This window comes from Micromonospora matsumotoense, from assembly GCF_900091525.1.
In the GTDB taxonomy this organism is placed as follows: domain Bacteria; phylum Actinomycetota; class Actinomycetes; order Mycobacteriales; family Micromonosporaceae; genus Micromonospora; species Micromonospora matsumotoensis.
This window is the reverse complement of record NZ_FMCU01000007.1, coordinates 267,973-290,104: the sequence shown is the minus strand read 5'-3', so window position 1 is coordinate 290,104 and position 22,132 is coordinate 267,973. Positions and strand designations below refer to the sequence as shown.

Genomic DNA, 22,132 nt, shown 5'->3' with positions numbered 1-22,132 from the left:
GGTGTCGGCGCTCCCGGGTCGGCCTGTCGCCGGAGCGGCCACGCTGCCGGGTCGGCCCGTCGGCGGGGTGTCCGGGCTGGTCACTGCTGTTCCTCCGGCGGCTTCGGGCCGAGCGCCTCGCGGGCCCGTCGCTTGGCCGCCCGGGCGCCCCGCTTGGCCAGCCGGGCGGGCGTGATGGCGAGCCGGCCCACCCGGTAACTGAGCGAGCCGCTGAGCAGGTTGATCGTGGCGTCGGCCCGGCGCAGCGCCCGTTCCCGGGAGGTGAGCAGCTCCTCGGTCCACTTCAGCAGGGCGGCGAGCCGGGTCAGCTCCTCCCGCTGGCGTAGCCAGGCCTCGCGCATCTGCTGGTAGCCGCGCGGCCCGGCGGGCGGGTCGGTGGGGGTGACCGCGCGGAGTTCGGTGGCGAGCGCCCCCCGTCCGTCGGCGTCCAGGCCGCGCAGGGCGGCGGCGACCGCCGCCTCGGTCTCCACGGCCGTGTCGACGGTGGCCCGGTCCAGGTCGTGCCCGGCGACCCCGCCGAGGACCACGGTCAACCCGGCGACGTCCAGGGTGGACGGCCACGGATGGGCGTATCCGCCGGTGAGCAGGGTGACCGCGCACCGCCACAGCCCCCGGGCCAGCACCACCTCGAGGGGCAGCGACCCGGTGGCCCGCCAGCTCGGGTCGAGCACCGCGAAGGAGTCCCCGTCGACGACCACGTTGTCCGCGTCGGCCAGCGCGCTGGCGTCGGTCAGCCGCCCGTCCGGGCCGGCCTGCCCGGCGAGCCAACCCGCGTAGCCGCCCAGCAGCCGGCGCAGGGCGTCCAGGTCCCGGCGCAGGCAGGCGTCGAGCAGCAGGGTACGCAGCAGCCGCCCCGGCGGCACCGGCCCGGTGAGCGCGGCCGGGTCCCGGTGGGCCGCCTCCCGGCTGGCGAAGGGTGCCGGCCGGACCCGGGTGGCCCCGCCGCCGGTGACCGCCCAGTGCCAGCCGGCCGGCCCGTCGGTCACCTCGACCACCCCGACCCCGGGCGGTCCGGTCTGCACCAGCACCACCGGCAGTGGCGGGTCGACGGGCGCGTCGGGTCCGGGGCGTCGGGCCAGCGTCAGCCAGCCGGGGGCGAGCGTCGCGCCGAGCCCGGCGTGCAGCGCGTCGACCGCCAGCCGGGCCGGGTCCTGGAGCACCGCGCCACCGACGAAACCGCCGGCACAGGCCCCGTGCAGCACCGCGTCGAGCAACCCCGAGGTGGGGGACCGGTCCAGCGCGTCGGTGCCGACCAGCGCCGTCGCGGCACCCGGATCGGGGTACGCGGCGTAGCCGGCGTCGGCGGTCAGCCCCACCTCGGCGAGCCGGGCACGCAGTTGCTCCCGGTTGGCCGGGCGGCCGGCGTCCAGCACCCCGCCGACGCTCCACGCCGCGTCGGCCCGGTCGGCGTACCAGGGGGAGGTGGCGACCAGCCGGGACACCCCCAGCGGATTGTCCAGCCGCAGCAGCAGCGTGCCGCCGGGGCGCAGCGCGGCGGCCAGCCGGGCCAGCACCCCCGTCCAGCCCAGCCGGTCGCCCTCCACCGACTCGACGGCGTCCAGTCCCGCCCCGGCCAGCACCACGTCGAAGGTGTCGGCCGGGTCGAGTCCGGCCGGCCCGCCGACGATCACCCGGGCGGCCCGGTCGGTCAACGCCACCGCGTCGGGGTGGCTGCGCAGCAGGCAGGTCACCTCGGCGTGGGCGAGCCGGTCCAGCAACGCCGGATCGTGCGGCCCGGCCAGCAGCACCCGCGCCCCGGCCGGTACGACCCGGGCGGCCAGCGCACCCAGCGGCCCGCCGTCGGCCAGCCGCTGCTCCGGCAGGTCGGACCAGGCCAGCATCTCCCCACCGGGCAGGGCGACGGGGGCGGTGGTTCCAGTGGTCAACTCGTGCCTCCTGCGGGATGCGCCCAGCCGAGCAGCTCACGCAGCTCGGCCGGGGTGCAGCGGTGGTCGGTGCCCAGTTCGGCGCGGGCGATCCCGACGGCGGTCGGCAGGTCCACCGACTCGCCGTGCAGCTGCGGCCACTGCCGGCGGATCCGGGCGGTGCCGCCGAAGGTGGGGTCCTCCTTGGCCAGGATCATCGGGTCGCCGTAGACGGCGGGCTCGCAACCGGCGGCGATGCCGTAGAAAATGGCGCTGGTCAGCCGGTTGGACGCCACCCGGGCGTGTCGGCGCAGCTCGGTGAGCTGCTTGTCCAGGAAGAGCGGGTCGGTGTCGCGCCACCAGTGCCCCCGGTAACCGTGGCAGATCACCCGGAAGCCGGCGTTCTCGTAGAGCCGCCGGACCCGGCGCATGCCGTACTCGTGCCAGTAGAGGCAGACGGTGACCGGGCCGGGTTCGGTGTCCCGGATCCGGGCGATCAGCTCCTTGTGGTCGCCCTTGACGTGCTGACCCTCCCAGCCGTGGAAGGGGTACCAGATGGTGCCCTCCCGGGCTGCCGGCGGCGGGTCGTCGCGACGCAGGTCGAGCAGGTACGCGAAGGGCGCGCCGGTGACCACCACGTTGCGCCGCCCCACCGACCAGGCCCGCCGTCGGGTCTGCTCCGACCAGAGCAGGCTGGGGGTGCGCTCGGCGTACGGGTGACCGGGGGCGAGCCCGTCGCCGATGTTCCAGCCGTGCTGGACGTACCCGTTGATCCGGGGCGGGTGGCCGTCGTCCAGCCCGCAGTAGCGGGCCAGCACGTGGGCGTGCCCGTAGAAGTGGTTCGCGTGGTGCATCGGTTCCCCCGGTCAGGCGGCGGTGGGCGCGGTGACGCCGCGCAGCGCCGCGCCGAGCGCGTCGATCACCCGGTCCTGGTCGGTGTCGGTGAGGCCCGGATACAACGGCAGCGAGAGTTGCTGACCGTAGAACGACTCGGCCACCGGGCAGGACCCGCGCCGGTAACCGAGGTCGACGAAGGCCGGGTGCCAGTGCACCGGCAGGTAGTTGACCTGTACGCCGATGCCGGCGGCGCGCATCCGGTCGTACACCTCGCGGCGGCGGCCGTCGAGGACCCGGACCGGGTAGAGGTGCCAGGCGGGGGCGGCCCACGACCGGCGGGCCGGGGTCAGCACCCCGGGCAGGTCGGCCAGCGCCTCGTCGTAGCGGGCCACCAGCCGGGCGCGGGCGGCGAGGAAGTCACCGAGCCGGCGCAGTTGGCTGCGGCCCAGCGCGCAGAGCACGTCCGGCAGCCGGTAGTTCAACCCGAATTCGTGCACCTCCTGGTGCCAGCCGCCCTCGTCCGGCGCGCGCAGTTCGGCGCGCTCCCGGACCAGCCCGATGTTGCGGAACCGGCGGGCCCGCGTCAGCAGCTCCGGGTCGAGGCTGGCGACCGCGCCGCCCTCGGCGGTGGTGAGGTTCTTGGTGGGAAAGAACGAGAAGGTGGTCAGGTCGGCCAGCGACCCGACCGGCCGACCCCGGTAGGTGGCCCCGATGGAGTGCGCCGCGTCGGCCAGCAGCAGCGCGTCGGTGCCGGCCAGGGCGGTGCGCAGGGCGTCGTAGTCGGCCGGGTGGCCGGCGTAGTCGACGGCCGCGACGACCTTCGTCCGGGCGGTGGTCGCGGCGGCTGCCGCCGCCGGGTCCAGGGTGAACGTCTCCTCCTCGACGTCGGCGAAGACGATTCGCGCGCCGAGGGCGACCGCGCTGCTGGCGGTCGCCACGAACGTCATCGGCGGCACCACCACCTCGTCGCCGGGTCCCACCCCGGCCGCCGCGTACGCCACGTGCAGCGCCGCCGTGCCGTTGGCGACCGCCGTGCAGCCGGCCCCGCCGGTCCAGCCCGCCAGGTCCGCCTCGAACGCGTCGACCTGCGGGCCGGTGGTGAGCCAGTCGCTGCGCAGGGTGGCGACCACGGCGGCGACGTCGTCGTCGGTCACCGACTGCCGGCCGTACGGGAGCATCGCCGTCACGCCGTGATGCCCAGCATGTCGCGCAGCTGTCGGACGCTCAACCACTCGTCGTTGCCGTCGGACTGGTAGGCGAAGCCGTCCGGCACCGGCTCGCAGTCGACCGGCGGCCGGTAACCCCAGGTGGCGATCGTCGGCTGGACGATGAAGCGGTCCTTCGCGCGCAGCGTCCGGCGGCTGTCGTCCGGGGCGATCATCTCCTCGTGCAGCTTCTCGCCCGGCCGGATGCCGATCTCGTGGGTGGTGGCCGCCGGGGCGACCGCCTCGACCAGGTCGAGGATGCGCATGCTGGGGATGCGCGGCACGAACAGCTCGCCGCCCTGCATCTGGTCGAAGCTGTCCAGGACGAACTGCACCGCCTGGTCCAGGGTGATCCAGAACCGGGTCATCCGCTTGTCGGTGATCGGCAGGCTCTTGCCCTCGTCGGCGAGCCGCCGGAACAGCGGCACCACCGATCCCCGGCTGCCCACCACGTTGCCGTAGCGGACCACGGCGAACCGGGTGGGGTGCTGGGCGGCGTAGTGGTTCGCCGAGACGAAGAGCTTGTCGCCGACGAGCTTGGTCGCGCCGTACAGGTTGATCGGGCTGGACGCCTTGTCGGTGGAGAGCGCGATGACCTTCTTCACCCCGGCCTCGATGGCCGCGTCGACGACGTGCTGCGAGCCGGTGATGTTGGTGGCGATGAACTCCGACGGGTTGTACTCGGCGGTGTCCACCTGCTTGAGGGCGGCGGCGTGCACCACGTGGTCCACCCCGTGCATGGCCCGGGTGAGCCGGTGCCGGTCCCGGACGTCACCGATGAACCAGCGCAGCCTCGGGTCGTCGCCGAGCTGCTGGCGCAGCTCGTACTGCTTGAGTTCGTCGCGGGAGAACACCACCACCCGGGCCGGGTCGGCCACGTCGAGGACGTGCCGGAGGAACGTCTTCCCGAAGGACCCCGTCCCGCCGGTGACCAGAATGGAGGACCCATTCAACTCACTCAATTTGGTGCTCCCCAGCTCGTGGTTGGTGCGCCACCGGCTCGGGCCAGGCGACCGGACGGACGCTAACCAGGCCGGGTTAACACCCCGACGCCCCCGGGTGAACCGACCGCGCTGCTCCCGTGAATGCCGGACCCCCGGCAGGCGAACACTTGCCGACCCGGCTGCTGCCGGCTGACCAGCGGCTACGTCGCTGACTACAGTGGCCCGGCGCGGCCGGTGAGCACCCGTCGGACCGGTTCGTGTCCGGCGACGGCCCGGTCGCGCCGACGGCGACGGGCGCACCCCCCGCGAGGCCCGGTCGGGCCGACGGCGACCGGCGCACCCCACGAAGCAGGAGGCGACACATGGTGGCCGGCACCGAGGTGAGACACCCGATCGTCGACCCGTCCGGGCAGCCGACCGGGCGACGCCGACGACTGGTGCCGGTGCTGCTGGTGGTCGGCTGGCTGGTGGGTGTCGGCTGGCGGATGTGGTTGTCCCGGCACGTGCCGCTGCCCATCGCCCACACCGACGAGGACAGCTACCTGCACACCGCCCGCGCGCTGGCCGGTGGGCCGGGCGGGTTCAGCAGCGAGAACGGCCCGTTGCGCCGGGTCGGCTACCCGCTGCTGATCTCCCCGGCGTTCCTCGGCGAGCGGGACTTCACCGACAGCTACCGGCTGGTGCAGTTGATCAATGCGGTGCTGAACGCGACGGTGCTGCCGCTGGCGTACCTGCTGGTGCGTCGGCTGGTGCCGGTACGCCGCGCGGTCGCCCTGGCCGCCGCCGCCGTCGCGGCCACCCTCCCGGCGACCGTCTTCTACGCCAACGTGGCGATGATCGACGCCGTGCTGGCACCGCTGGTGCTGGCCTGGCTGCTCGCCGTGCACCACTGGGTACGCCGACCCGGCCCGCTGGCCGCCGCCGGGGTCGGTGCCCTGGTCGGGGTGTTCCACCTGCTGCACTCCCGGGGCCTGGTGATCGTGGGGGTGCACGTCGGGCTGGTGCTGCTGCTGTTCCTGCGGCGGCGGACCACCCCGGCGCAGGTGCTCGCGGCGGTGCTGCCGGTGCTGGCGCTGGCGCTGGCCAACGAGGCGGTCATCCGGCTGCTCGGCGACCGGGTCTACCTGCTGGGTGACCCGCCCGGCGGCGGCACCGTCCGGGCCGTCGCCTCCGGCGCGGGGCTGCTGCGCGTCGGCGCGGCGGTCGCCACCCAGCTCTGGTACCTGGTGGTCATCACCTTCGGCCTGGCCGGTATCGCCTGGGCCGGGGCCGTCCGCCTCCTGCTCCGCCCCACCCCCACCCCGGCCTCCGCCTCTGCCCCGGCCTCCGCCGCTGTCCTGTCCTCCGCGACCCCCGCGACCCCGGTCGACACCTCCGCCGCAGGAGGAGGGTCGGCGGCCGATGAGGCGGCGACCCGGTGGACGGTCGGCGTGGCGGTGGTGACCAGCGTCGGGGTGGCTGCCGGCGCGTCGGTGATCCTGGCCGGCATCACCAGCAAACCACTGGACGCCATCTACGGCCGGTACGTGCAGATGCTCGCCCCGTTCTGGCTGCTGGTCGGGGTGGCGATGCTGGTGACCGCGACACCACGGGTGCGGTGGCGGCGGGCGGCGGTCGCGGCAGGGGTGCTGCTGGCCGGCGCCACCCTGATCGCCGCCCGGCTCGCCTGGGTGGCCGGCCGGGGACACGAACTGCGCTACGGCGGCTTCGGCGCACCGGACCTGATGGCGCTGACCGGGGGCTGGCGGGAGTTCCGACCGTTCACCGGGGCGGCCGTCGCGGTGGCGGGCTGCCTGTTGCTGGTCGCCGCCGTGCGGTCGCCCCGGCTGCGGGTGCCGGTGCTCGCCGCGCTGGTGGTGGTGAACCTCGGCACCATGCAGGTGATCACCGACCGGTTGGTCCGGCCGATGGTCGCGGCGACCGCGCCGACCCCCCGGGTCGCCGACCTCGGGGTACGCCCCGGCGACCGGGTCTGGGCGTCGCTCGGCGTGCAGTGGGTGCTCCGGTTCAACCTCAGCCACCAGGTCACCTGGGCCGACGTGCGGTGGTTCGTGGACAACCCGCCGGCCGACGCCGACGTGGTCCTCGTCCGGTGGGCACCCGGTGCGCCGGACGACTGGGACGGCGACCGGCACGGGTTCGTCCGGTTGGGCGGCAACCCGGAGCAGCACTGGGCCGCCTGGCGTCGCCGCTGATCCGGGCGCTGCCGGCACGTCGCTACAGAGGTTGAGGACAGGTTGAGTGAGGCGCTCATGCGGTGTGGTGATTAGCTACCGTCGCGGTATGAGCGGTGAGCCGTCGGTTCGGGTGGGGTTGCGTGTCGGTGACGTGACTGCGGCCACGACGTTGTATCGGAGCTTCGGTTTTGTCCCGGTGGGCACGGTGCCTGGCGCGGATGGTGGTGTCGTGATGGCAATCCTCCGCAGGGGTCCGGTGCAGTTGCTGGTCGACGCGTTGGTAGGCATCCCGTTCCCGGACAGCGTGCGGGAACGTCGGACGAAGGCCGGTCCGCGTGGGCTTGGCGTTGTCATCGGGCTCGAAGTGGAAGACATCGACGAGGCGGCCCTACGGTGCCGGGCTGCTGGCTGCGTCATCAGTGCCGGTCCGCTGGACGCACCGTGGGGGGAAAGGTACGTCGAGTTTGAGGACCCGTACGGGTATGCGTGGAAGTTCTTCCGGTTGACCGACTCCTCGGATGACGGCTTGCGCGCTGTCCACGATGCGTGGTTTGGGCAGGCGGATTAACGCCGCCGAGCAGGAAGCAGACACACCCATCACCGTGTACGAGTCACCGCGTCCGCCATCCGCCGGGTGCAGCATTCGGTAAACGGGGCATGGCCGACCGGTTAATTGTCACCGGACAGCTGTCGACATCACCGACGGCGACGATTGTCCCGGGTCAGGGAAATGGGGACGACGGTGATTTCCCGGCCGTCGACCGTCTCGGGTCGCCCGGTGCCCTCGACGAACCGGAAACGACGGTTCATCTGGCGTACGACGGTGTTGTGCGCCAACACCTCGCCGTCGAGCCGGTCCAGCGCGAGCACGTCGAAGGCATGGTCCACCGCCGCCCGCATCACCCCCAGCCAGGCGGGCAGGGTGGCCCCCCGCTCGGCTAATCCGTCGGCATCGAGATAGAAACCCCATGCCCCGGACCGGGTCGGCCCGTCCAGGCGCAGGTCGAAGAAGGTCACCACGCCGGCCGGCCGGTCATCGTGGAGGTAGATCAGGACGCGGCGGGTCGGGTCGGTGCGGACCCGGGACCACCACGCCGCGTGCTCGGCGGCGGTGATCTCGTGACTGGTCTTGCTGACCTGCCGGTTGGTTTCCTGATTACGCCAGGACAACATCAGGTTAACGTCGTCCGTAGTAGCCTCGCGTAGCACTGGCACCCCTTTTATTCACCCGGTGGACCCCGGCCGACCCTACCCGGGTAAATGGGCGGGATAATTGTCGGGCTGTACACTCCGGCACATGAACGAATTGAGTCGCGCGCAGATTCGCGACCTCATGGCGCAGGTGGTGCAGCACCAGGGCCGGGTCCTGCCCGACGACGACTCCGCCGACCTGCGGGAGATCGGGTTCCGGTCGCTGGACTTCTCGGAGCTGGCGCTGCGGGTGGAGGACGCCACCGGCGAGGAGCTGAACTTCGACGCCCCCGGCCTGCGCCGGATCGCCACCGTCGGGGACGTCCTCGACTTCCTCGCCGAACTCCAGCGGCAGTGACCGTCGCAACCTCGCCGGCCGGGCTGGACAACCGGGTCGTCGTCGCCGGGGCGCCCCGGAGCTGGCGCGACCTGCCCGCCCCGGCGCTGCCGTCACCCGGCGCGGTCCTCACCGCCGGAGCCGCCGACGCCCTCGCCGTCGCCCGACACCACGCCGGCTACGGCACCGAACTGCTGCTCGCCGGTCCCACCCGGGTCGACGCGACGATGCGGGACGAACTGCGCGCCGCCGGGTTCGCCGTCACCCTGTTCGTCGACGGGGTGCCGCAGACCACGCCGCCGGCGACCCCCCGGTCGCCGGAGGCGGGCCGGCTCTGGCTGCTCACCTCCGGCTCGACCGGCCGGCCCAAGCGGGTCGGGCACACCCTCGACTCCCTGACCACCGTGCGGGCGGCCCAGCCGGAACGGACCTGGCTCTGCCCGTACGCCCCGGGCAGCTACGCCTGGTGGCAGGTGGTCACCCTGTCGCTGACCCAACCCGGTCAGCACCTGGTGGTGGTCGACCCGGACGAGCTGGACGACTGGCCGGCGCTGGCCGCCACGCACGGGGTGGACGCCGTCTCCGGCACCCCGACCTTCTGGCGGCGCACCCTGCACCGCGACCCCGAGGCGTTGGCCCGGGTGCCGCTGCGGCAACTCACCCTCGGCGGGGAACCCGTCGACCAGACCGTCCTGGACCGGCTCCGGGCGCTCTTCCCGACCGCCCGGATCTCCTGGATCTATGCCTCCTCCGAGGTGGGCGCGTCGATCGTGGTGCACGACGGACGGGCCGGCTTCCCGGTCGGCTGGCTCGACCGGGTGGCCCCCGGCCGACCCACCCTCTCCCTGCGCGACGACGAGTTGGTGATCACCTCCCCGCACCACGGCGTAGGGCTCGACGGCCCGGTCCGCACCGGCGACCGGGCGCAGATCGTCGACGACCGGGTCCTGATCACCGGTCGGCTGGACTCCGACGAGATCAACGTCGGTGGCAGCAAGGTCTCCGCCGGGCTGGTACGCGACGTGCTCACCGCCCACCCCCGGGTGGCCTGGGCCCGGGTGACCGGCCGACGCGCGCCGGTGCTCGGCCGGATGGTGGTCGCCGAGGTCGTCCCCACCACAGAGCCGCTGGGTTCGGCGACGGCGGCTGTGCCGCGCGGCTCTGTGACGGCGGCTGCGCCGCTGGGTTCCGCGACGGCGGCTGTGCCGCTCGACGAGGGCGTGCTGGTGCGTTGGTGCGCCGAGCGACTCCCCGACTACGCGGTGCCACGCCGCATCCGCCTACTGACCGAGATCCCCGTCAAGGAGACCCTGAAGAGCGATGTCTGAGTCCGCGCTCGTCCCACCCAGCACCATGGTCCTCGTCTCCGGCGGGTCCCGGGGGCTGGGCCTGGCCATCGTCACCGACCTGCTCGACGCCGGGCTCACCGTGGCCGCGTTCGCCCGTACCGTCACCCCCGAGTTGGAGAAGCTGGCCGCCGAGCACCCCGACCGGGTGCACGTCGGCGCGGTGGACGTCACCGACCTGTCGGCGGCGCAGGGCTTCGTCCGGGCGGTCGAGGCGCGGTTCGGTCCGATCGACGGCCTGGTCAACAACGCCGCCGTCGGGCAGGACTCGATGCACACGCACACCGCCACCGCCGACATCGCCCGGATCGTCGAGACCAATCTGACCGCGCCGTTGCAGCTCACCCGCCTGGTGATCCGGCGGATGCTCGGCCAGGGGCGGCGCGGCCGCGTCGTGAACGTCACCTCGATCTGCGCGCAGCGTGGCTTCCCCGGCCTGGTGGCGTACTCGGCCACCAAGGGCGGCATGGACGCGGCGACCCGGTCGCTGGCCCGCGAGCTGGGCGGCCGGATGCTGGTCAACGCCGTCGCGCCGGGCTTCTTCGCCTCGGAGATGTCCGCCGTGCTGGGCAGCACCCAGCTCGACCAGATCGTCCGCCGTACCCCGACCGGGCACCTGACCGAGCCCGCCGAGGTGGTACCGGTGGTGCGGATGCTGCTGCGCGAGCACACCAACATCAACGGCCAGGTCATCGTGGTCGACGGTGCCGCCTCGATCTGACCGCGCCCACCCCGACGGCGCTCCGCCCGACGGCGGTGGGCACGGGTCCGCGCCGGCCGACAGTTCCTCGGCCGGATGCGGTGCGGCCGGCGGTGTTCCGGTCCGGTTCGTGGTCGTCGCCAGCATTCCACCGGGATCTACGCCGGGTGGCAGTGCTCCGATGGGGCCGGCGCTGTGCGCCGTCGACCTTGGTGCCGGCGACGAGGGCGGCACCGGAGGTGTGGTCGGGTCCGGGGCGCGGGTGGGTGGCAGCGTTCCGGTGGGGTTGCGGCCGGCTGGCGGTGGGCTGACCGGGTCCGGGTCGGGGTTGGGCGGCAGCGGGGTGGGCGGGGAGGCCGGACGCGCGGCCGACCCGGCTCGGCCGGCCGGGGGCGCGGGGTTGCGGCCGGTGCCGGCGCTGCTGAGCGCCGCCGAACGCTACCTGCGGGTCGGTACTCCCACCGAGCTGCGGTACGCGGTGACCCGCAGCCATCTCGACGACGGGCGCTGCGTCGGCTGGTACGGGCCGACCACTCCCAGCTGGCGGGTGGCGATCGATGCCGAACGGGCCGCCGCAGCGGTCCCACCCGCGTTGGCCGCGCGCTTCGGGCCAGCTGACTTCTGGGCGCGATGGACCCGGGCGGAGAGCCTGTGCAAACTGGCCGAGGTGCCGGTGGCGGCCTGGTGGCGGCGGCACGGCCTGGCGGTGCCCCCGCACACCCGCGCGGTATGGCGCACCCTGCGCCTGGCCGATCTGGTGATCACGGTCGCCTTCGCCCCCTGAGCGTTCCCCCGCTCGGACGTCTCACCCCGCGTTGCTTCACCCGCGTTGCCCTGCCCGGCGCTGTCCCGTGCTGCCGTGATCTGCCCGGCACTGCCAAGCGTTGCCTCGCCCTGCCTGGCAGTGCCGGTACTGCCCGCGCTGCCCTGCCCGGCGCTGCCCGCCCTGTCCCGCTGGTCCTGCCCGGCGCTGTCCCGCGTTGCTCCACCCCGCGCTGCGCTGCCCCGGCATGCCGTGCGTTGCGCTGCTCGTGCTGCCCCGATGTTCAGCGCGCGGACACCATGATCAAATCGCAATTCTGGCGAGGTTTGTCAGCATGTCGTGTGCATTTTCATCATTTGATCATGGGTGCGGGGGTGCGGGGGTGCGGGGGTGCGGGGGTGCGGGGGTGTAGAGGGGTGGTGCTCAGATGAGGGTCCAGGTGAGGGGGGTGCCTCGGGGGACGTCGGTGGTGAAGGTGCGGCCGAGGACCCGGTCGATCTCCACCGGGGGCAGGCCACCGGCCGGCCGGATCGAGCGGACGTTGGCGGCGGTCACCTCGTCGCCGGCCCGTACGTCGGCCACCACGAACAGGGACCGGCGGAAGCGCAGCCCCTCCCGCTCTGCCGGGGTCGGCCCGATGGCGGTGCCGCCGAGCGCCGCGTGCGCCCGCGCCGACTCGACGACCAGGGCGGCCAGCTCGTCGGGGTTCAGTGAGAAGTCGGAGTCGACCCCGCCGTCGGTGCGGTCGAGGGTGACGTGCTTCTCGATGAAGCAGGCGCCCAGGGCGACTGAGGCGAGCGGCACCCCGATCCCGGGGGTGTGGTCGGACAGGCCGACCGGCACCCCGAAGGCGTCGGCCAGCACCGGAATCCGGCGCAGGTTGCTGTCCGCCGGTGGGGCCGGGTATGAAGCGGTGCAGGCCAGCAGCACGATGCCACCCGCCCCGCCGTCGCGGGCGGTGCGCACCGCCGCGTCGATCTCGGCGACCGTCGCCATGCCGGTGGAGATGACCAGCGGCTTGCCGGTGCCCGCGACCAGCCGGATCAGCGGCAGGTCGACCAGCTCCGACGAGGCGATCTTGTACGCCGGGACGTCCAACCCCTCCAACAGCTCCACCGCCGACGGGTCGAACGGGGACGAGAAGACGGTCAACCCCCGCTCCCGGGCCCGCGCGAAGATCGGCTCGTGCCACTCGTACGGGGTGTGGGCCCGCTCGTAGAGCCGGTAGAGGTTCTGCCCGCCCCACAGCTCGTGCCCGCCGGAGATGCGGAACGCCGGGGTGTCCACGTCGATGGTGATGGTGTCCGGCCGGTACGTCTGCAACTTCAGCGCGTGTGCCCCGCTGGCCGCCACCGCGTCCACGATCGCCAGCGCCCGGCCCAGGTCGCCGTTGTGGTTGCCGGACATCTCCGCCACCACGAACGGCTGCTCCCCGGCCCCCACCAGGTGCGGCCCGATCTTCACTGTCATCGTCATCTCCGACCCCTTTTTCCTGTCCTCGTCACTCATGGCCGGTCGTCGACACGCCGCTATCGCCACCGGCACCGTGCGGCGACCGGCACCGCGCCGGTGCCGACTCCGGCACCGCGTCGACCCGACTGCGACTCCGACTCCATGCGGCCATCGATACGCGCCGGCTCCGACCGCTCGTGGAGTGCGGGAGCGACGCGGACGCCGTGTGGACCCCGACATCGCGACGGGGTCGGCTCGGATGCCGGCGTACCGCGTCGGTGGTGGTGGGTCACCGGGTGCCGCGACCGGCCAGCGCGTCCCGGTCGGCGGGGGAGTCCGCCAGCGGGGCCGGCCCGGCGACCGACGGAACCGGTTCCGGCGCGGCGGCCGGGCGGCGTAGCCAACCGGCCAGCCGGTGCGCCTGACGCAGCACCGCGTACGCGAGATAGTTGTCCCGGCCGACCAGCCGGTGCTTGAGCCCGGCCACCCCGCCCGGCCGGGGGTAGCCGCCCGGCGGCAGGTGCCGGCGGTAGTGCGCGGCCACCCGGTGGAAGAAGTCCCGGCGCAGGTGCGGGTGCAGCCGGCCGTCGTTGCCGACCACCACCAGCATGTGATTGATCATCAGGGTGAACAGCTCACCGCGCAGCCGCTCGTCGGGATACCGGCGGGCGACCCAGTCGAACAGCCGGTCGTACTGGGCGAAGGCGTCGAAGTGGCGACCGCTGCGGGTGGAGGTGATCGCGCCCTGCCGGCCCTGCCGGTAGAGGTAGCAGACCCGGTCCAGCACGGAGATCCGCTCCGCGCCGATGAGCAGCGGGTTGCTGAACGGGATGTCCTCGTACCAGCCGGGGTGGAAACGTAGCTCCAGTCGGGCCATGAACTCCCGGCGGACCACCTTGTTCCACGCGGTGTGCTGCACCCGCAGCAGCCCGGGTCGGTCGGCGAGGCGGACCACGTCCGGTGCTCCGCGCAGCAGGTGACTGCTCGCGTCCACCTCCCGCCGGCCGTCGTCGCGCACCCGCAGGTGGTCGAGCATCAGCACGTCGGGGCGGTGCGCCCGGAGCCGGTCCAGCACCGCCGGGATGGTGCCCGGCGGCAACCAGTCGTCGCTGTCGACGAACCAGACGTAGTCGCCGACGGCCACGTCCAGGCCGGCGTTGCGGGCGGGACCCAGCCCGACGTTGCGGTCCAGGTGCACCGTGCGTACGCCCGGGTGGGTGGCCGCGTACGCGCGCAGCAGCTCGCCGCACCGGTCCGGCGAGGCGTCGTCGACGGCGACGATCTCGACCGCGCCCGCCGCGTCGGCCGGTACGTCCGTGCGCACCGAGTCGAGGCACTGGTGCAGGTACGCCTCCACCCCGTGGACGGGGACGACGACGCTGAGCAGCGGGGTGGGCGCGGGCTGGTTGACCACCCCGCCACCCTGATGCACGGGTATGGACGGCCACGGAACGTGACGTATCCGGCGGAGATGGAGCTGCTGAACAGCGGTCGAGCGGCAGGTTAACGGTTCAGGATCCGCCGTACCGGTGCGCCGACCGCCCGCCTGACCCGGGCCCGCAGCCGCTGTTCCCGCAGCTCCCGTACGTCGTCGCCGAGCGCCGCGTTGCGGTCGCGCAGCCACTGGACGCGGGTCAGCAGTTCCTCGGGCGAACAGGCCCCGGCCGGTCGGACCGCCGGGGGGAACACCGTCTCGCGGACCTGCGCGTCGAACCGGGCCGCGCTGTCCCCGTCGTCGAACGCGTTGGCCAGGTCGTGCCGGGTAAGGAAGGCCCGCAGCACCTCGTAGCGGGCCCGGTGCCCGGCGTTGAGGGCGGTGTAGTCGGCCTCGGCGTAGAGCTGTGCCGCGTCCACGTCGGCCGGCACGTCCGTCATCAGCCGGTGCGGGATGTCGAAGTAGCGGGCCAGCTCCAGGGTGCGCGAGTCGTGCGCGAACAGGTAGCCGGGGGTGCCGGAGACCAACGCGGTGATGGTGCCGTGGATCCGGGTGCCGAAGGCGAAGTCGAAACCGGCGAGGTAGTCCATCCAGGTCCACGGGTCGAGGAACATCCGCACCTTGTCCTGCGTGAACAGCGGGTGCGAGGTGTGGATCGGGATGGCGCTGGTCTTGCCCCGGTCCTCGGGGGCGTCGCCGTAGAGCAGGGTGCCCAGCGTCTTGAGGTCCTGCGGGAGGTACCGCAGGTTCGGGTAACGGGCCTGGTGCGAGGCGATGATCTTCGCCATCGACTTGACGTACGGGGAGACGGTCAGCGCCACCCGGGCGTCGGGCGTCAGGTCCGGCGCGGACTTCTCCACCCGGAACTGGTCGCCGTGCAGGAACATCGACGGGCAGCCGATCACGTCGACGGCGGAGAAGCCCAGCGTCCTCAGGTACTGCGCGGTGATCTCCCCCCGCACACCGATGCTCGGCCCCCGCTCCAGCGCCGCCCGCACGAACCGGGTCACCACGTCGTCGATCGGACGCAGGTACTCCCGGTCGCCGCTGACATCGGTCTGTACGCCGACCCCGAACACCACCACCGGGATCCGCAGCTGCTCGACCAGCTTCGTCATCAGCTCGATGCGGTGGGCGTAGCTGCGCCGGAAGGCGTTGGCCAGCGGGATGACGTACACGTCGTACTGCTCGTTGATCCGGTCGGCGTCGCGCAGGTCGACCTTGAACTCGGTGGAGGTGATCCGCGCGGTGGAGGTACGCAGCAGCTTGTGCGCGGCGTGGCTGAAGACCAGGTTGCCGTTGTTCTCCCCGATCCAGTTCCCCTCGTACGCCTCCTCGGGACCGCGTACGTCGAAGGGGTCCTTCTTCGCCCGCATCAGGATCCGCTGGTGCACCGCGTTGCTCCGTTCCTCGTCCCCGGGCGCCTCCGACGGGCCGCACCGAGCTGCCCCATGGGCGTGCCGACACCGACGGGTCCCGCGATGTTAGGCCAGTGGAGTGGTTTCGTACACCTTCCGCACATCCGCACCACCCCGGCGCGTCACCGTGGGTGGGTTGTGCCGGTAGGGTGCCCGGCGTGACCAGCGTGCCCACCACCACGTCCCCGGCGCTGAGCCGGCTGCCGTCGCTGACCGGGCTGCGCTGGATCGCCGCCATGCTGGTGTTCGGCTACCACGCCGGCACCATGCGGATCGTCGCCCAGCCGGACGCCAAGGCGGTGGTCGACTGGTTGTTCACCCTCGGCCTGTCCGGGGTGCAGTTCTTCTTCATCCTCAGTGGCTTCGTGCTGGTCTGGTCGGCGCGCGACGGCGACCGGCGGCGGGACTTCTGGCGTCGTCGACTTGCCAAGATCTATCCCAACCACGTGTTCACCTGGGCGGCGGCGCTGCTGGTGATGTGGTGGTTCGCCGACCCGGTGGTGCCCCGTGCCGCGCTGGAGAACCTCTTCCTCGTCCAGGCGTGGGACCCCACCCCCGGCTACTTCTACAGCATCAACAACGTGAGCTGGTCGCTCTCCTGCGAGCTGTTCTTCTATCTCTGCCTGCCGCTGGTGCTGCCGGCGATCCGGCGGGCCCACTCCGGCCTGCTCTGGGCCGTGGTGGTGGCGGTGCCGCTGGTGATCCTGGCGCTCTGGCCCGGCCAGCAGTTGCTGCCCGAGGGCACCAACTGGTGGTTCACCCAGGTCTTCCCGCTGGTCCGCTCCACCGAGTTCTGGCTGGGCGTCGCCGCCGCCGAACTGCTGCGCCGTGGCCACTGGCGGGGCCCCGGCCTGCCGCTGGCCAGCCTGCTCTTCGTGGCCGTCTGGGTGGTGGCGCACTGGATCCCGGCGGAGATGTGGGCGGCGCTGCTGTCGGTGGCGTACATCCTGGTCATCCCGGCGGCGGCCCGCGCGGACGTGCAGGGCCGCTGGTCGCCGTGGCGGCACCGCACCCTGATCTGGCTCGGTGAGGTGTCGTTCGCCTTCTATCTGGTGCACGTACTGGTGATGATGACGGTGCTGCGGCTCACCGGACACTGGGGCGTGGGGCTGCCCGGCTGGTCCGGGCCGCTGGCCGTGCTCGGTTTCCTGGTGGTGAACCTGGCGTTGGCCGCTGCCCTGCACCGCTGGGTGGAGACCCCGATGATGCGCCGCCTCGCCCCCCGCCGCCGTACCCCACCCGTGCCGGCCGCTCCCGGCGACGCTGCTCCCGGCGGCGGGGCCGGTAGCGGCGGTGCCGCGCTGCCGGGGCCGAGGGGGTCGGCAGCGGGGGGACGCGACGGGCGTCCCGTCGAGTACGCGGGACCGCGTGACCCGCACTGACTCTCTCCGCCCGACCTGGGCGGGGTCCTGGTGTCGCGGCCGGGTCGGGTGGGGGTCCACGGTGGTCGGCGCGGCGACACGCCCGGCGGTGCTGCCGGTCGGTCACCACGGCGGTAACGTGGACATATGCTCCCGGCCGCACCCACCAGTCCGCTGTGGTGGGTCGCCCGCTGGTGGTCCCGGCTGCTGACCGGCCTCGCCGTCGCGATCGCGTTCGCTGTCGCCAGCCCGGCGCTACCCGGGTCGGCGCTGTTCGACCCGGGGCCGGCGGCAGCCGCCCTGCCGGTCGACGCGTCGCTGTCCTTCCCCGTGGCCGGCGCCCCGGCCGCCCCGACCGGCCGCCCCGCCGGCATCCGCAGCGGCGCGCAGGAGACCGACCCGGCCGGCGCGGTCACCGCAGATCGGGCCGTCGCCGTCGTGCTCGCCGTGCCGGCAGCGGACCGGGCCCTCGCCCTCGACGTGCCGGCCGCAGACCGGGCAGCCGTCGTGCTCGCCGTGCCGACGGCAGACCGGCGCGACGCCGTCGTGCCGGCTGGCGTCGCGCGGAGCGCCCCGCCCCCGGCGGTGCCGGCCGGTCGAACACCCGTCGCCACCGCCCCCCGGGCACCCCCGGCGGGCTGACCGCCCACGCGGGGGCCGACCCACCCGCGACCGCCTCCGCCACGCACCACACCCCCGCACCGCCCGGCCGATGTTCCCGCCGCCGGTACGGCCTCCTCTTCCGCATCCCGCCTGCGAGGTGTCGACCGTGAACACCGTGCTCTCCCAGTTCCTGATCGAGGTCCCGACCGCCACCGTGATCTGGTCCGCGCTGCTCGTCCTGGCGCTGACCGGGATCACCATCCTGGTGGCCCGGCCCGAGCGGGACCAACCGGCCGATGCCATCGCCGCCGCGCCGGCATCCGACGCCCCACCCCCGGTCGCCGACCTGCGCCGCTACGCCGAGGAGGTGGCCGTCGCCGCCTCCGGGGCCGCCCAGACGGCCCGCCGACACCGCACGGCCTGGCTGGCGGCCCACGACGCCGTGGAACGGGCCTGGCAGGCGTACGACGAGGCGGAGACGCTGGCCCGCCGGTTCGCCGGTGCCGGGGCGCTGCCCAGCCCGCGGACCCCCCGCACCCCCACCGAGTACGCCGGTCGGGAGCGGTGGCTGCACCAGGAGGCCGTGGCGGCGCACTGGCGGGGCGAGTTGTCGGTGGAGCGGCTGCGGGACGTCTTCGCGCACCGCGACGGTTGGGACCCGCGTCGGCACCCGGTCGAGCACGAGGTGATGCTGGCCCGCGCGGTCCGCGAGGACCGGCGTACGGCGTACCGGGCTGCGGCCGGGCGGGAACGGGCGGCGTGGCGGGACGCCGAACTGGCCGCCGAGGCGGCCCGGTCGCTGGCTGCCGAGGCGCACGCGGCGGCGCAACGGTGGCGGCCGACCCGGGTCCCGCTGCCCCGCCCGGCGACGTCCGCCACCCGCCCGGCCCCCGCCACCCGCTGGCGTCCGGCCCGGGTCGGCTGACCCGGCACTTCCGGCCGGCCGGCCGCCGGTTGGCGACGTCGGACCCGGTCAGCGGGTCAGCGGGACCGAATTGTTATCTGAGGGTTGTGGGTGCCGTCACTGCGGGTGGGAACCGGACACCTGGTCACAGTCGGTCACACCGACTGCGTCGATCACCGGTGGTCGGTGCCCGGCCGTCCGGTTGTCGCCTGGACGGGCCCGGGCGCTCCGGCCGTCCCACCCGTGGCGGGTCAGTGCCCGAGTGCCCCGAAATTGACTCGTCCAGCCCATGTTTGCGCAGCTCAACGGGCTTGGCGAGGGGGAAACCGGCCAGTAGTGTCGCTGCGGTCCGGTGCGGTTTCCGATCGCAAGAAGGCGACGCCGTGCCGACCCGCTCAATCGTGCGAGTCACGAACCGGGGACCCACATGCACCACTGGGGTGAATCTCCGGGCCACGGCCCGGGGTAGGGCGATCTTCCCGCCCGAATCCGTCAGCTAACCCGGTCGGCGGCAGCGGAAGGAGTTCCCTCCTCGTGCAGCATGACCCCACCCCTTCGGTAGTCCCTCCACCTCGGTGCCGGGGTGCCGCCGGACCGTCGCGCCTGACGCGCTGACCCGGCTGTCCGCCCCGCTGCCCGATCGCCGTCGGGCGGCCCCCACCGATCCGCCCGGCCCCCCGTCGGACGGTCCCTGCCGAACGAGCGGCTGAACACCCGATCCGCGCGTGGCGTCTGTGCCGCGTGCCGGTCCGGTGTGCCCGGCCGCCTCGCCCCGTGGAGGAACACCCCGTGACGCACCACATGAAGCGACAGCTACGCCGTTTGAGCACCCAGCGCCCGTACCAGATGATCGTCGGCTCGGCGGCGGTTCTCGTCCTGGCCACCGGCGCCGCCGCGCTGGCCGCCGGCGTCGACGACGCCCCGACCGACCAGCGGCGTACCGCCGAGTCCGCCCCCCGCCTCGACGACGTCGCGAGCCGCGCCCAGGCCCGGGTCGCCGCCCCCGCTCCGGCCAGTCCGTCGGCCAGCCCGTCGGCCACCCCCACGGCCAGCCCGGCGGCGAGCCCGACGCAGTCGCCCCGCATCACCAGGGCGAAGGTCAGGGCCACCGTCGACCCGGACCTGACCCGCAAGGCGGCCCCGAAGCCGCCGTCGTCCAAGGTCCTGCGCTACGACTACCAGGCCCAGATCACCTACTACTACTGCGGCCCGGCGGCGGTGCGCAACGCGCTCAGCGCGGCCGGCATCGAGCGCGGCCAGGACGACCTCGCCGCCCAGCTCGGCACCACCGAGATGGGCACCAACTCGGCCGAGGACACCACCCGGGTGCTCAACGCCGTGGTGAAGGGTGACCCGTACCGGACCCGGATGTTCGCCGGCACCCCGAGCGACGGGCAGATCGAGCGGCTCCGGGCCGACGTGGTCGCGGCGGTCGCCGACAAGCGGGCCGTGGTCGCGAACGTGGCCGGGGACGTCACCGATCTCGACGGCGGCTGGCACTCCTTCCCCGGCGGCCACTACGTCGCCGCGGTGGGCTACGGGGACAACGGCCGTACCGTGCGGATCGCCGACTCGGCGGACCCGTCGCTGCCGGCGTACTGGGTCAGCGTGACCACCCTGGCGAACTGGATCGCCACCCGGGGCTACTCCGCCTGACCGACCATCCCACCCGCGCACCGGACCGCCCCGGCACCCGACCATCGGTGCCGGGGCGGTCCGTTCCCGTAGAGGCCACCGACCCCGCCCCGCCAGTGCGCCGGGCGGCGCTGGCCGTGGGCCGATGTAGCGGTGTCAGCGGACTCGGATGCCGCTACATCGGCCCCACTGAGTCGATCAACGCCGGACCCGGGCCCAGCGAACGGGCCGGTGCCCCGGCCGGGGTCAGGCGTGGGGGGAGAGGGTGGCGGTGTCCCGGGCGCCCCGCGGGGTCGGCGGGTTCCAGCCCGGCTCCAGCTCCCGCCGGGCGGCGTCGAGGAAACCCTCGGCGTACGCGTCGGCGGGGAAGTCGCCCAGGTAACGCCGGCGGGTCTGCCAGCGGGCCGCCGCCAGCGGGTCGGTGTCCAGCAGCCCGGTCAGCACCTCGTCCAGGTTGGCCATGTCCCGGCGCAGCACGTAACCGGAGCGGGCCAGCGGGAACCGGGTCAGGAACTCGTCGCCGTCGACACCCAGGTCGGTCACGGCGTACGGCTTGCCCGAGTAGAGGTAGTCGGAGATGACCCCGGAGACGTCGGAGACCAGCGCGTCGGAGCGGTTGACGCAGTCGGTCAGGCTCAGCTCGCGGCCGGCCGCCGCGCCCCACAGGTGCTGCCGGCCGGTGCGGGTCCGGTCGGCGGCGAGCAGCTCGGTGAGCCGGGCCAACTGCCGGGCCGAGGCCGGGTTCTGCCCGGTGTACGGGTGGGCCCGCAGGATCACCGTGGCCCCCCGGTCGAGCAGCCGGCGCAGCATCGGCTCGGCCACCGGCAGCGAGCAGTAGTTGGCGTCGGCGTGGTGGCCGGTCCAGGTGGGGGTGTAGAGCACGGTCGGGGCGGTCAGTGGCCGCACCTCCCGGCGTACCTCGATGGCCTCGACCTGTGGCCGGCCGACCACGACGAACTTCTCGGCGGGGATCTCCACGCCGGCCCGCGCGTAGCGGTCGATGGCGGCGGGACCGGCCACGAAGATCTTGTCGAAGATGGCCGAGACCGGGTTGGCGCTGGGGGCCTTGTCGCTGTCGCCGTGGTGCAGTTGCACGTGGGTGAGCTGGGTGAACCGGATGCAGTGGCTGTTCTTCGCCCCGTGGTTGACATAGAACGCCACCCGCAGGCTGGGCACCAATGCCTCGTCCATCGCCTTGAGGGTGGGGCAGTAGACCACCGGGGCGCGGGTGGCGGCGGCGATCGTGGGCAGGAACTCCGGCTCGCGCAGCAGGACCAGGAACGGCCGGCCGAGCCGCTCCAGGTAGGGCAGCCACATGGTGACCTGGTATTCCGAGCCGGGCGGGGCGGAGAAATAGAGCAGGAACTCCGGCTGGTACGCCCGCAGCGCCCGGGCCACCGGGCTGCCCCCGCCCGAGGGCCGGAACCGTCGCCGGGCCAGGTCCAGGCCGACCGCGCCGCAGCCGGCGGCCACCAGCAGGGCGACGACCAGCGCCAGCACGGCGGGCAGCGCGAACGCGGCGGCCACCGCCACCACGGCCAGCAGCCCCAGCAGTACGCCGCCGAGCCGGGCGGCGACCAGCGGGGTCCACGCCCGCACCGGCAGGTTCGCCGCCCGGATCTCCAGGTTGCCGGCGTCGCGCAGCGGCCCCACCAGCAGCACCAGGCCCAGCAGCACCAGCGCGGTCAGCGCCAGCACCGGGTCGAACCCGTCGTCGAGCCGGCGGGCGTAGCCGACCAGGATGCCGGCGGCCAGCAGGACCGTCTCGGCGACGATGTCGGCGTCGGGGCGGACCCGACGCTCGACGGCAGCCGCAGCCAGCGCGGCCACCGCCAGGGCCAGGCCCCCACCGGTGGCCCCGGTGAACGCCACCACCAGGAAGGCGACCACGGCCAGGCCGGTGGTCAGGCACCGTGCGATCAGTTTCCTGACCAGGTCACCACGCATGTCGTACCGTCT

Annotated in this window: 19 protein-coding genes and 1 riboswitch; of the genes, 10 read left to right on the top strand and 9 right to left on the bottom strand. The window is 73.8% G+C overall.

Annotated features, from left to right (window positions below; translation table 11 throughout):
• Positions 1-80: 80 nt before the first annotated feature.
• The 4 genes from GA0070216_RS16935 to pseB are packed head-to-tail and all read right to left on the bottom strand — an operon-like array spanning position 81 to position 4,869.
• A complete protein-coding gene (locus GA0070216_RS16935; protein ID WP_425413161.1) occupies positions 81-1,886 on the bottom strand; it encodes a class I SAM-dependent methyltransferase in 1,806 nt (601 codons plus the stop codon).
• On the bottom strand, positions 1,883-2,719 hold the full coding sequence (locus GA0070216_RS16930; protein WP_091246790.1) for a hypothetical protein: 837 nt from the start codon (positions 2,717-2,719) through the stop codon (positions 1,883-1,885). Before GA0070216_RS16930 ends, GA0070216_RS16935 begins: the two co-directional genes overlap by 4 nt.
• Positions 2,720-2,731: 12 nt before the next feature.
• Complete coding sequence (locus GA0070216_RS16925) at positions 2,732-3,889, bottom strand: DegT/DnrJ/EryC1/StrS family aminotransferase (RefSeq protein WP_091246787.1); 1,158 nt, start codon at positions 3,887-3,889, stop codon at positions 2,732-2,734.
• A complete protein-coding gene (gene pseB, locus GA0070216_RS16920) occupies positions 3,886-4,869 on the bottom strand; it encodes a UDP-N-acetylglucosamine 4,6-dehydratase (inverting) (protein WP_091246785.1) in 984 nt (327 codons plus the stop codon). Before pseB ends, GA0070216_RS16925 begins: the two co-directional genes overlap by 4 nt.
• 344 nt (positions 4,870-5,213) lie before the next feature.
• Between pseB and GA0070216_RS16915 the strand changes: the two genes are divergently transcribed.
• Positions 5,214-7,046, top strand: a complete 1,833-nt coding sequence (locus tag GA0070216_RS16915; RefSeq protein ID WP_091246784.1) for a hypothetical protein — start codon at positions 5,214-5,216, stop codon at positions 7,044-7,046.
• Between the two features lie 88 nt (positions 7,047-7,134).
• Positions 7,135-7,596, top strand: a complete 462-nt coding sequence (locus GA0070216_RS16910; RefSeq protein WP_091246907.1) for a VOC family protein — start codon at positions 7,135-7,137, stop codon at positions 7,594-7,596.
• 128 nt (positions 7,597-7,724) lie between these two features.
• On the opposite strand, the gene GA0070216_RS16905 is transcribed toward GA0070216_RS16910, so the two are convergent.
• The gene (locus tag GA0070216_RS16905; RefSeq protein ID WP_091246783.1) at positions 7,725-8,237 is read right to left on the bottom strand and encodes a GNAT family N-acetyltransferase; all 513 of its coding nucleotides are present in this window, start codon (positions 8,235-8,237) and stop codon (positions 7,725-7,727) included.
• An 88-nt stretch (positions 8,238-8,325) separates the two neighbouring features.
• On the opposite strand from GA0070216_RS16905, the gene GA0070216_RS16900 reads away from it, so the two are divergent.
• From GA0070216_RS16900 to GA0070216_RS35525, 4 genes are all read left to right on the top strand, one after another.
• Positions 8,326-8,577 (top strand): acyl carrier protein, encoded by a 252-nt coding sequence (locus GA0070216_RS16900; RefSeq protein ID WP_176738999.1) that lies wholly within the window; start codon positions 8,326-8,328, stop codon positions 8,575-8,577.
• On the top strand, positions 8,574-9,884 hold the full coding sequence (locus GA0070216_RS16895) for an AMP-binding protein (protein WP_091246778.1): 1,311 nt from the start codon (positions 8,574-8,576) through the stop codon (positions 9,882-9,884). The genes GA0070216_RS16900 and GA0070216_RS16895 overlap by 4 nt, the downstream gene beginning before the upstream one ends.
• Entirely contained in the window at positions 9,877-10,623 is a 747-nt protein-coding gene (locus GA0070216_RS16890) for an SDR family NAD(P)-dependent oxidoreductase (RefSeq protein ID WP_091246776.1), read from the top strand. Before GA0070216_RS16895 ends, GA0070216_RS16890 begins: the two co-directional genes overlap by 8 nt.
• A gap of 160 nt (positions 10,624-10,783) precedes the next feature.
• The gene (locus GA0070216_RS35525; protein ID WP_245722543.1) at positions 10,784-11,386 is read left to right on the top strand and encodes a hypothetical protein; all 603 of its coding nucleotides are present in this window, start codon (positions 10,784-10,786) and stop codon (positions 11,384-11,386) included.
• A 402-nt stretch (positions 11,387-11,788) separates the two neighbouring features.
• Here the strand turns inward: GA0070216_RS35525 and pseI are convergent, their stop codons facing one another.
• The 3 genes from pseI to GA0070216_RS16870 all read right to left on the bottom strand — a co-directional run bounded on the left by pseI (position 11,789) and on the right by GA0070216_RS16870 (position 15,646).
• A complete protein-coding gene (gene pseI / locus GA0070216_RS16880) occupies positions 11,789-12,841 on the bottom strand; it encodes a pseudaminic acid synthase (protein ID WP_091246774.1) in 1,053 nt (350 codons plus the stop codon).
• A gap of 265 nt (positions 12,842-13,106) precedes the next feature.
• Positions 13,107-14,231, bottom strand: coding sequence for a glycosyltransferase family 2 protein (locus GA0070216_RS16875; protein ID WP_091246905.1), 1,125 nt, complete (start codon positions 14,229-14,231; stop codon positions 13,107-13,109).
• 89 nt (positions 14,232-14,320) lie between these two features.
• Positions 14,321-15,646: a polysaccharide pyruvyl transferase family protein gene (locus tag GA0070216_RS16870; RefSeq protein WP_091246772.1), complete on the bottom strand. Its 1,326-nt coding sequence runs from the start codon at positions 15,644-15,646 to the stop codon at positions 14,321-14,323.
• A gap of 182 nt (positions 15,647-15,828) precedes the next feature.
• On the opposite strand from GA0070216_RS16870, the gene GA0070216_RS16865 reads away from it, so the two are divergent.
• The 4 genes from GA0070216_RS16865 (at position 15,829) to GA0070216_RS16850 (ending at position 20,194) form a co-directional block, all read left to right on the top strand.
• Positions 15,829-17,052: an acyltransferase family protein gene (locus GA0070216_RS16865; RefSeq protein WP_245722542.1), complete on the top strand. Its 1,224-nt coding sequence runs from the start codon at positions 15,829-15,831 to the stop codon at positions 17,050-17,052.
• Between the two features lie 126 nt (positions 17,053-17,178).
• Entirely contained in the window at positions 17,179-17,673 is a 495-nt protein-coding gene (locus GA0070216_RS16860; protein ID WP_091246766.1) for a hypothetical protein, read from the top strand.
• 127 nt (positions 17,674-17,800) lie between these two features.
• The gene (locus tag GA0070216_RS16855; RefSeq protein WP_245722541.1) at positions 17,801-18,559 is read left to right on the top strand and encodes a hypothetical protein; all 759 of its coding nucleotides are present in this window, start codon (positions 17,801-17,803) and stop codon (positions 18,557-18,559) included.
• A 361-nt stretch (positions 18,560-18,920) separates the two neighbouring features.
• Positions 18,921-19,064: riboswitch (cyclic di-AMP (ydaO/yuaA leader) on the top strand.
• 263 nt (positions 19,065-19,327) lie between these two features.
• On the top strand, positions 19,328-20,194 hold the full coding sequence (locus GA0070216_RS16850) for a C39 family peptidase (protein WP_091246761.1): 867 nt from the start codon (positions 19,328-19,330) through the stop codon (positions 20,192-20,194).
• Positions 20,195-20,419: 225 nt separating this feature from the next.
• On the opposite strand, the gene GA0070216_RS16845 is transcribed toward GA0070216_RS16850, so the two are convergent.
• A complete protein-coding gene (locus tag GA0070216_RS16845; RefSeq protein ID WP_091246758.1) occupies positions 20,420-22,120 on the bottom strand; it encodes a CDP-glycerol glycerophosphotransferase family protein in 1,701 nt (566 codons plus the stop codon).
• Between the last annotated feature and the right edge of the window lie 12 nt (positions 22,121-22,132).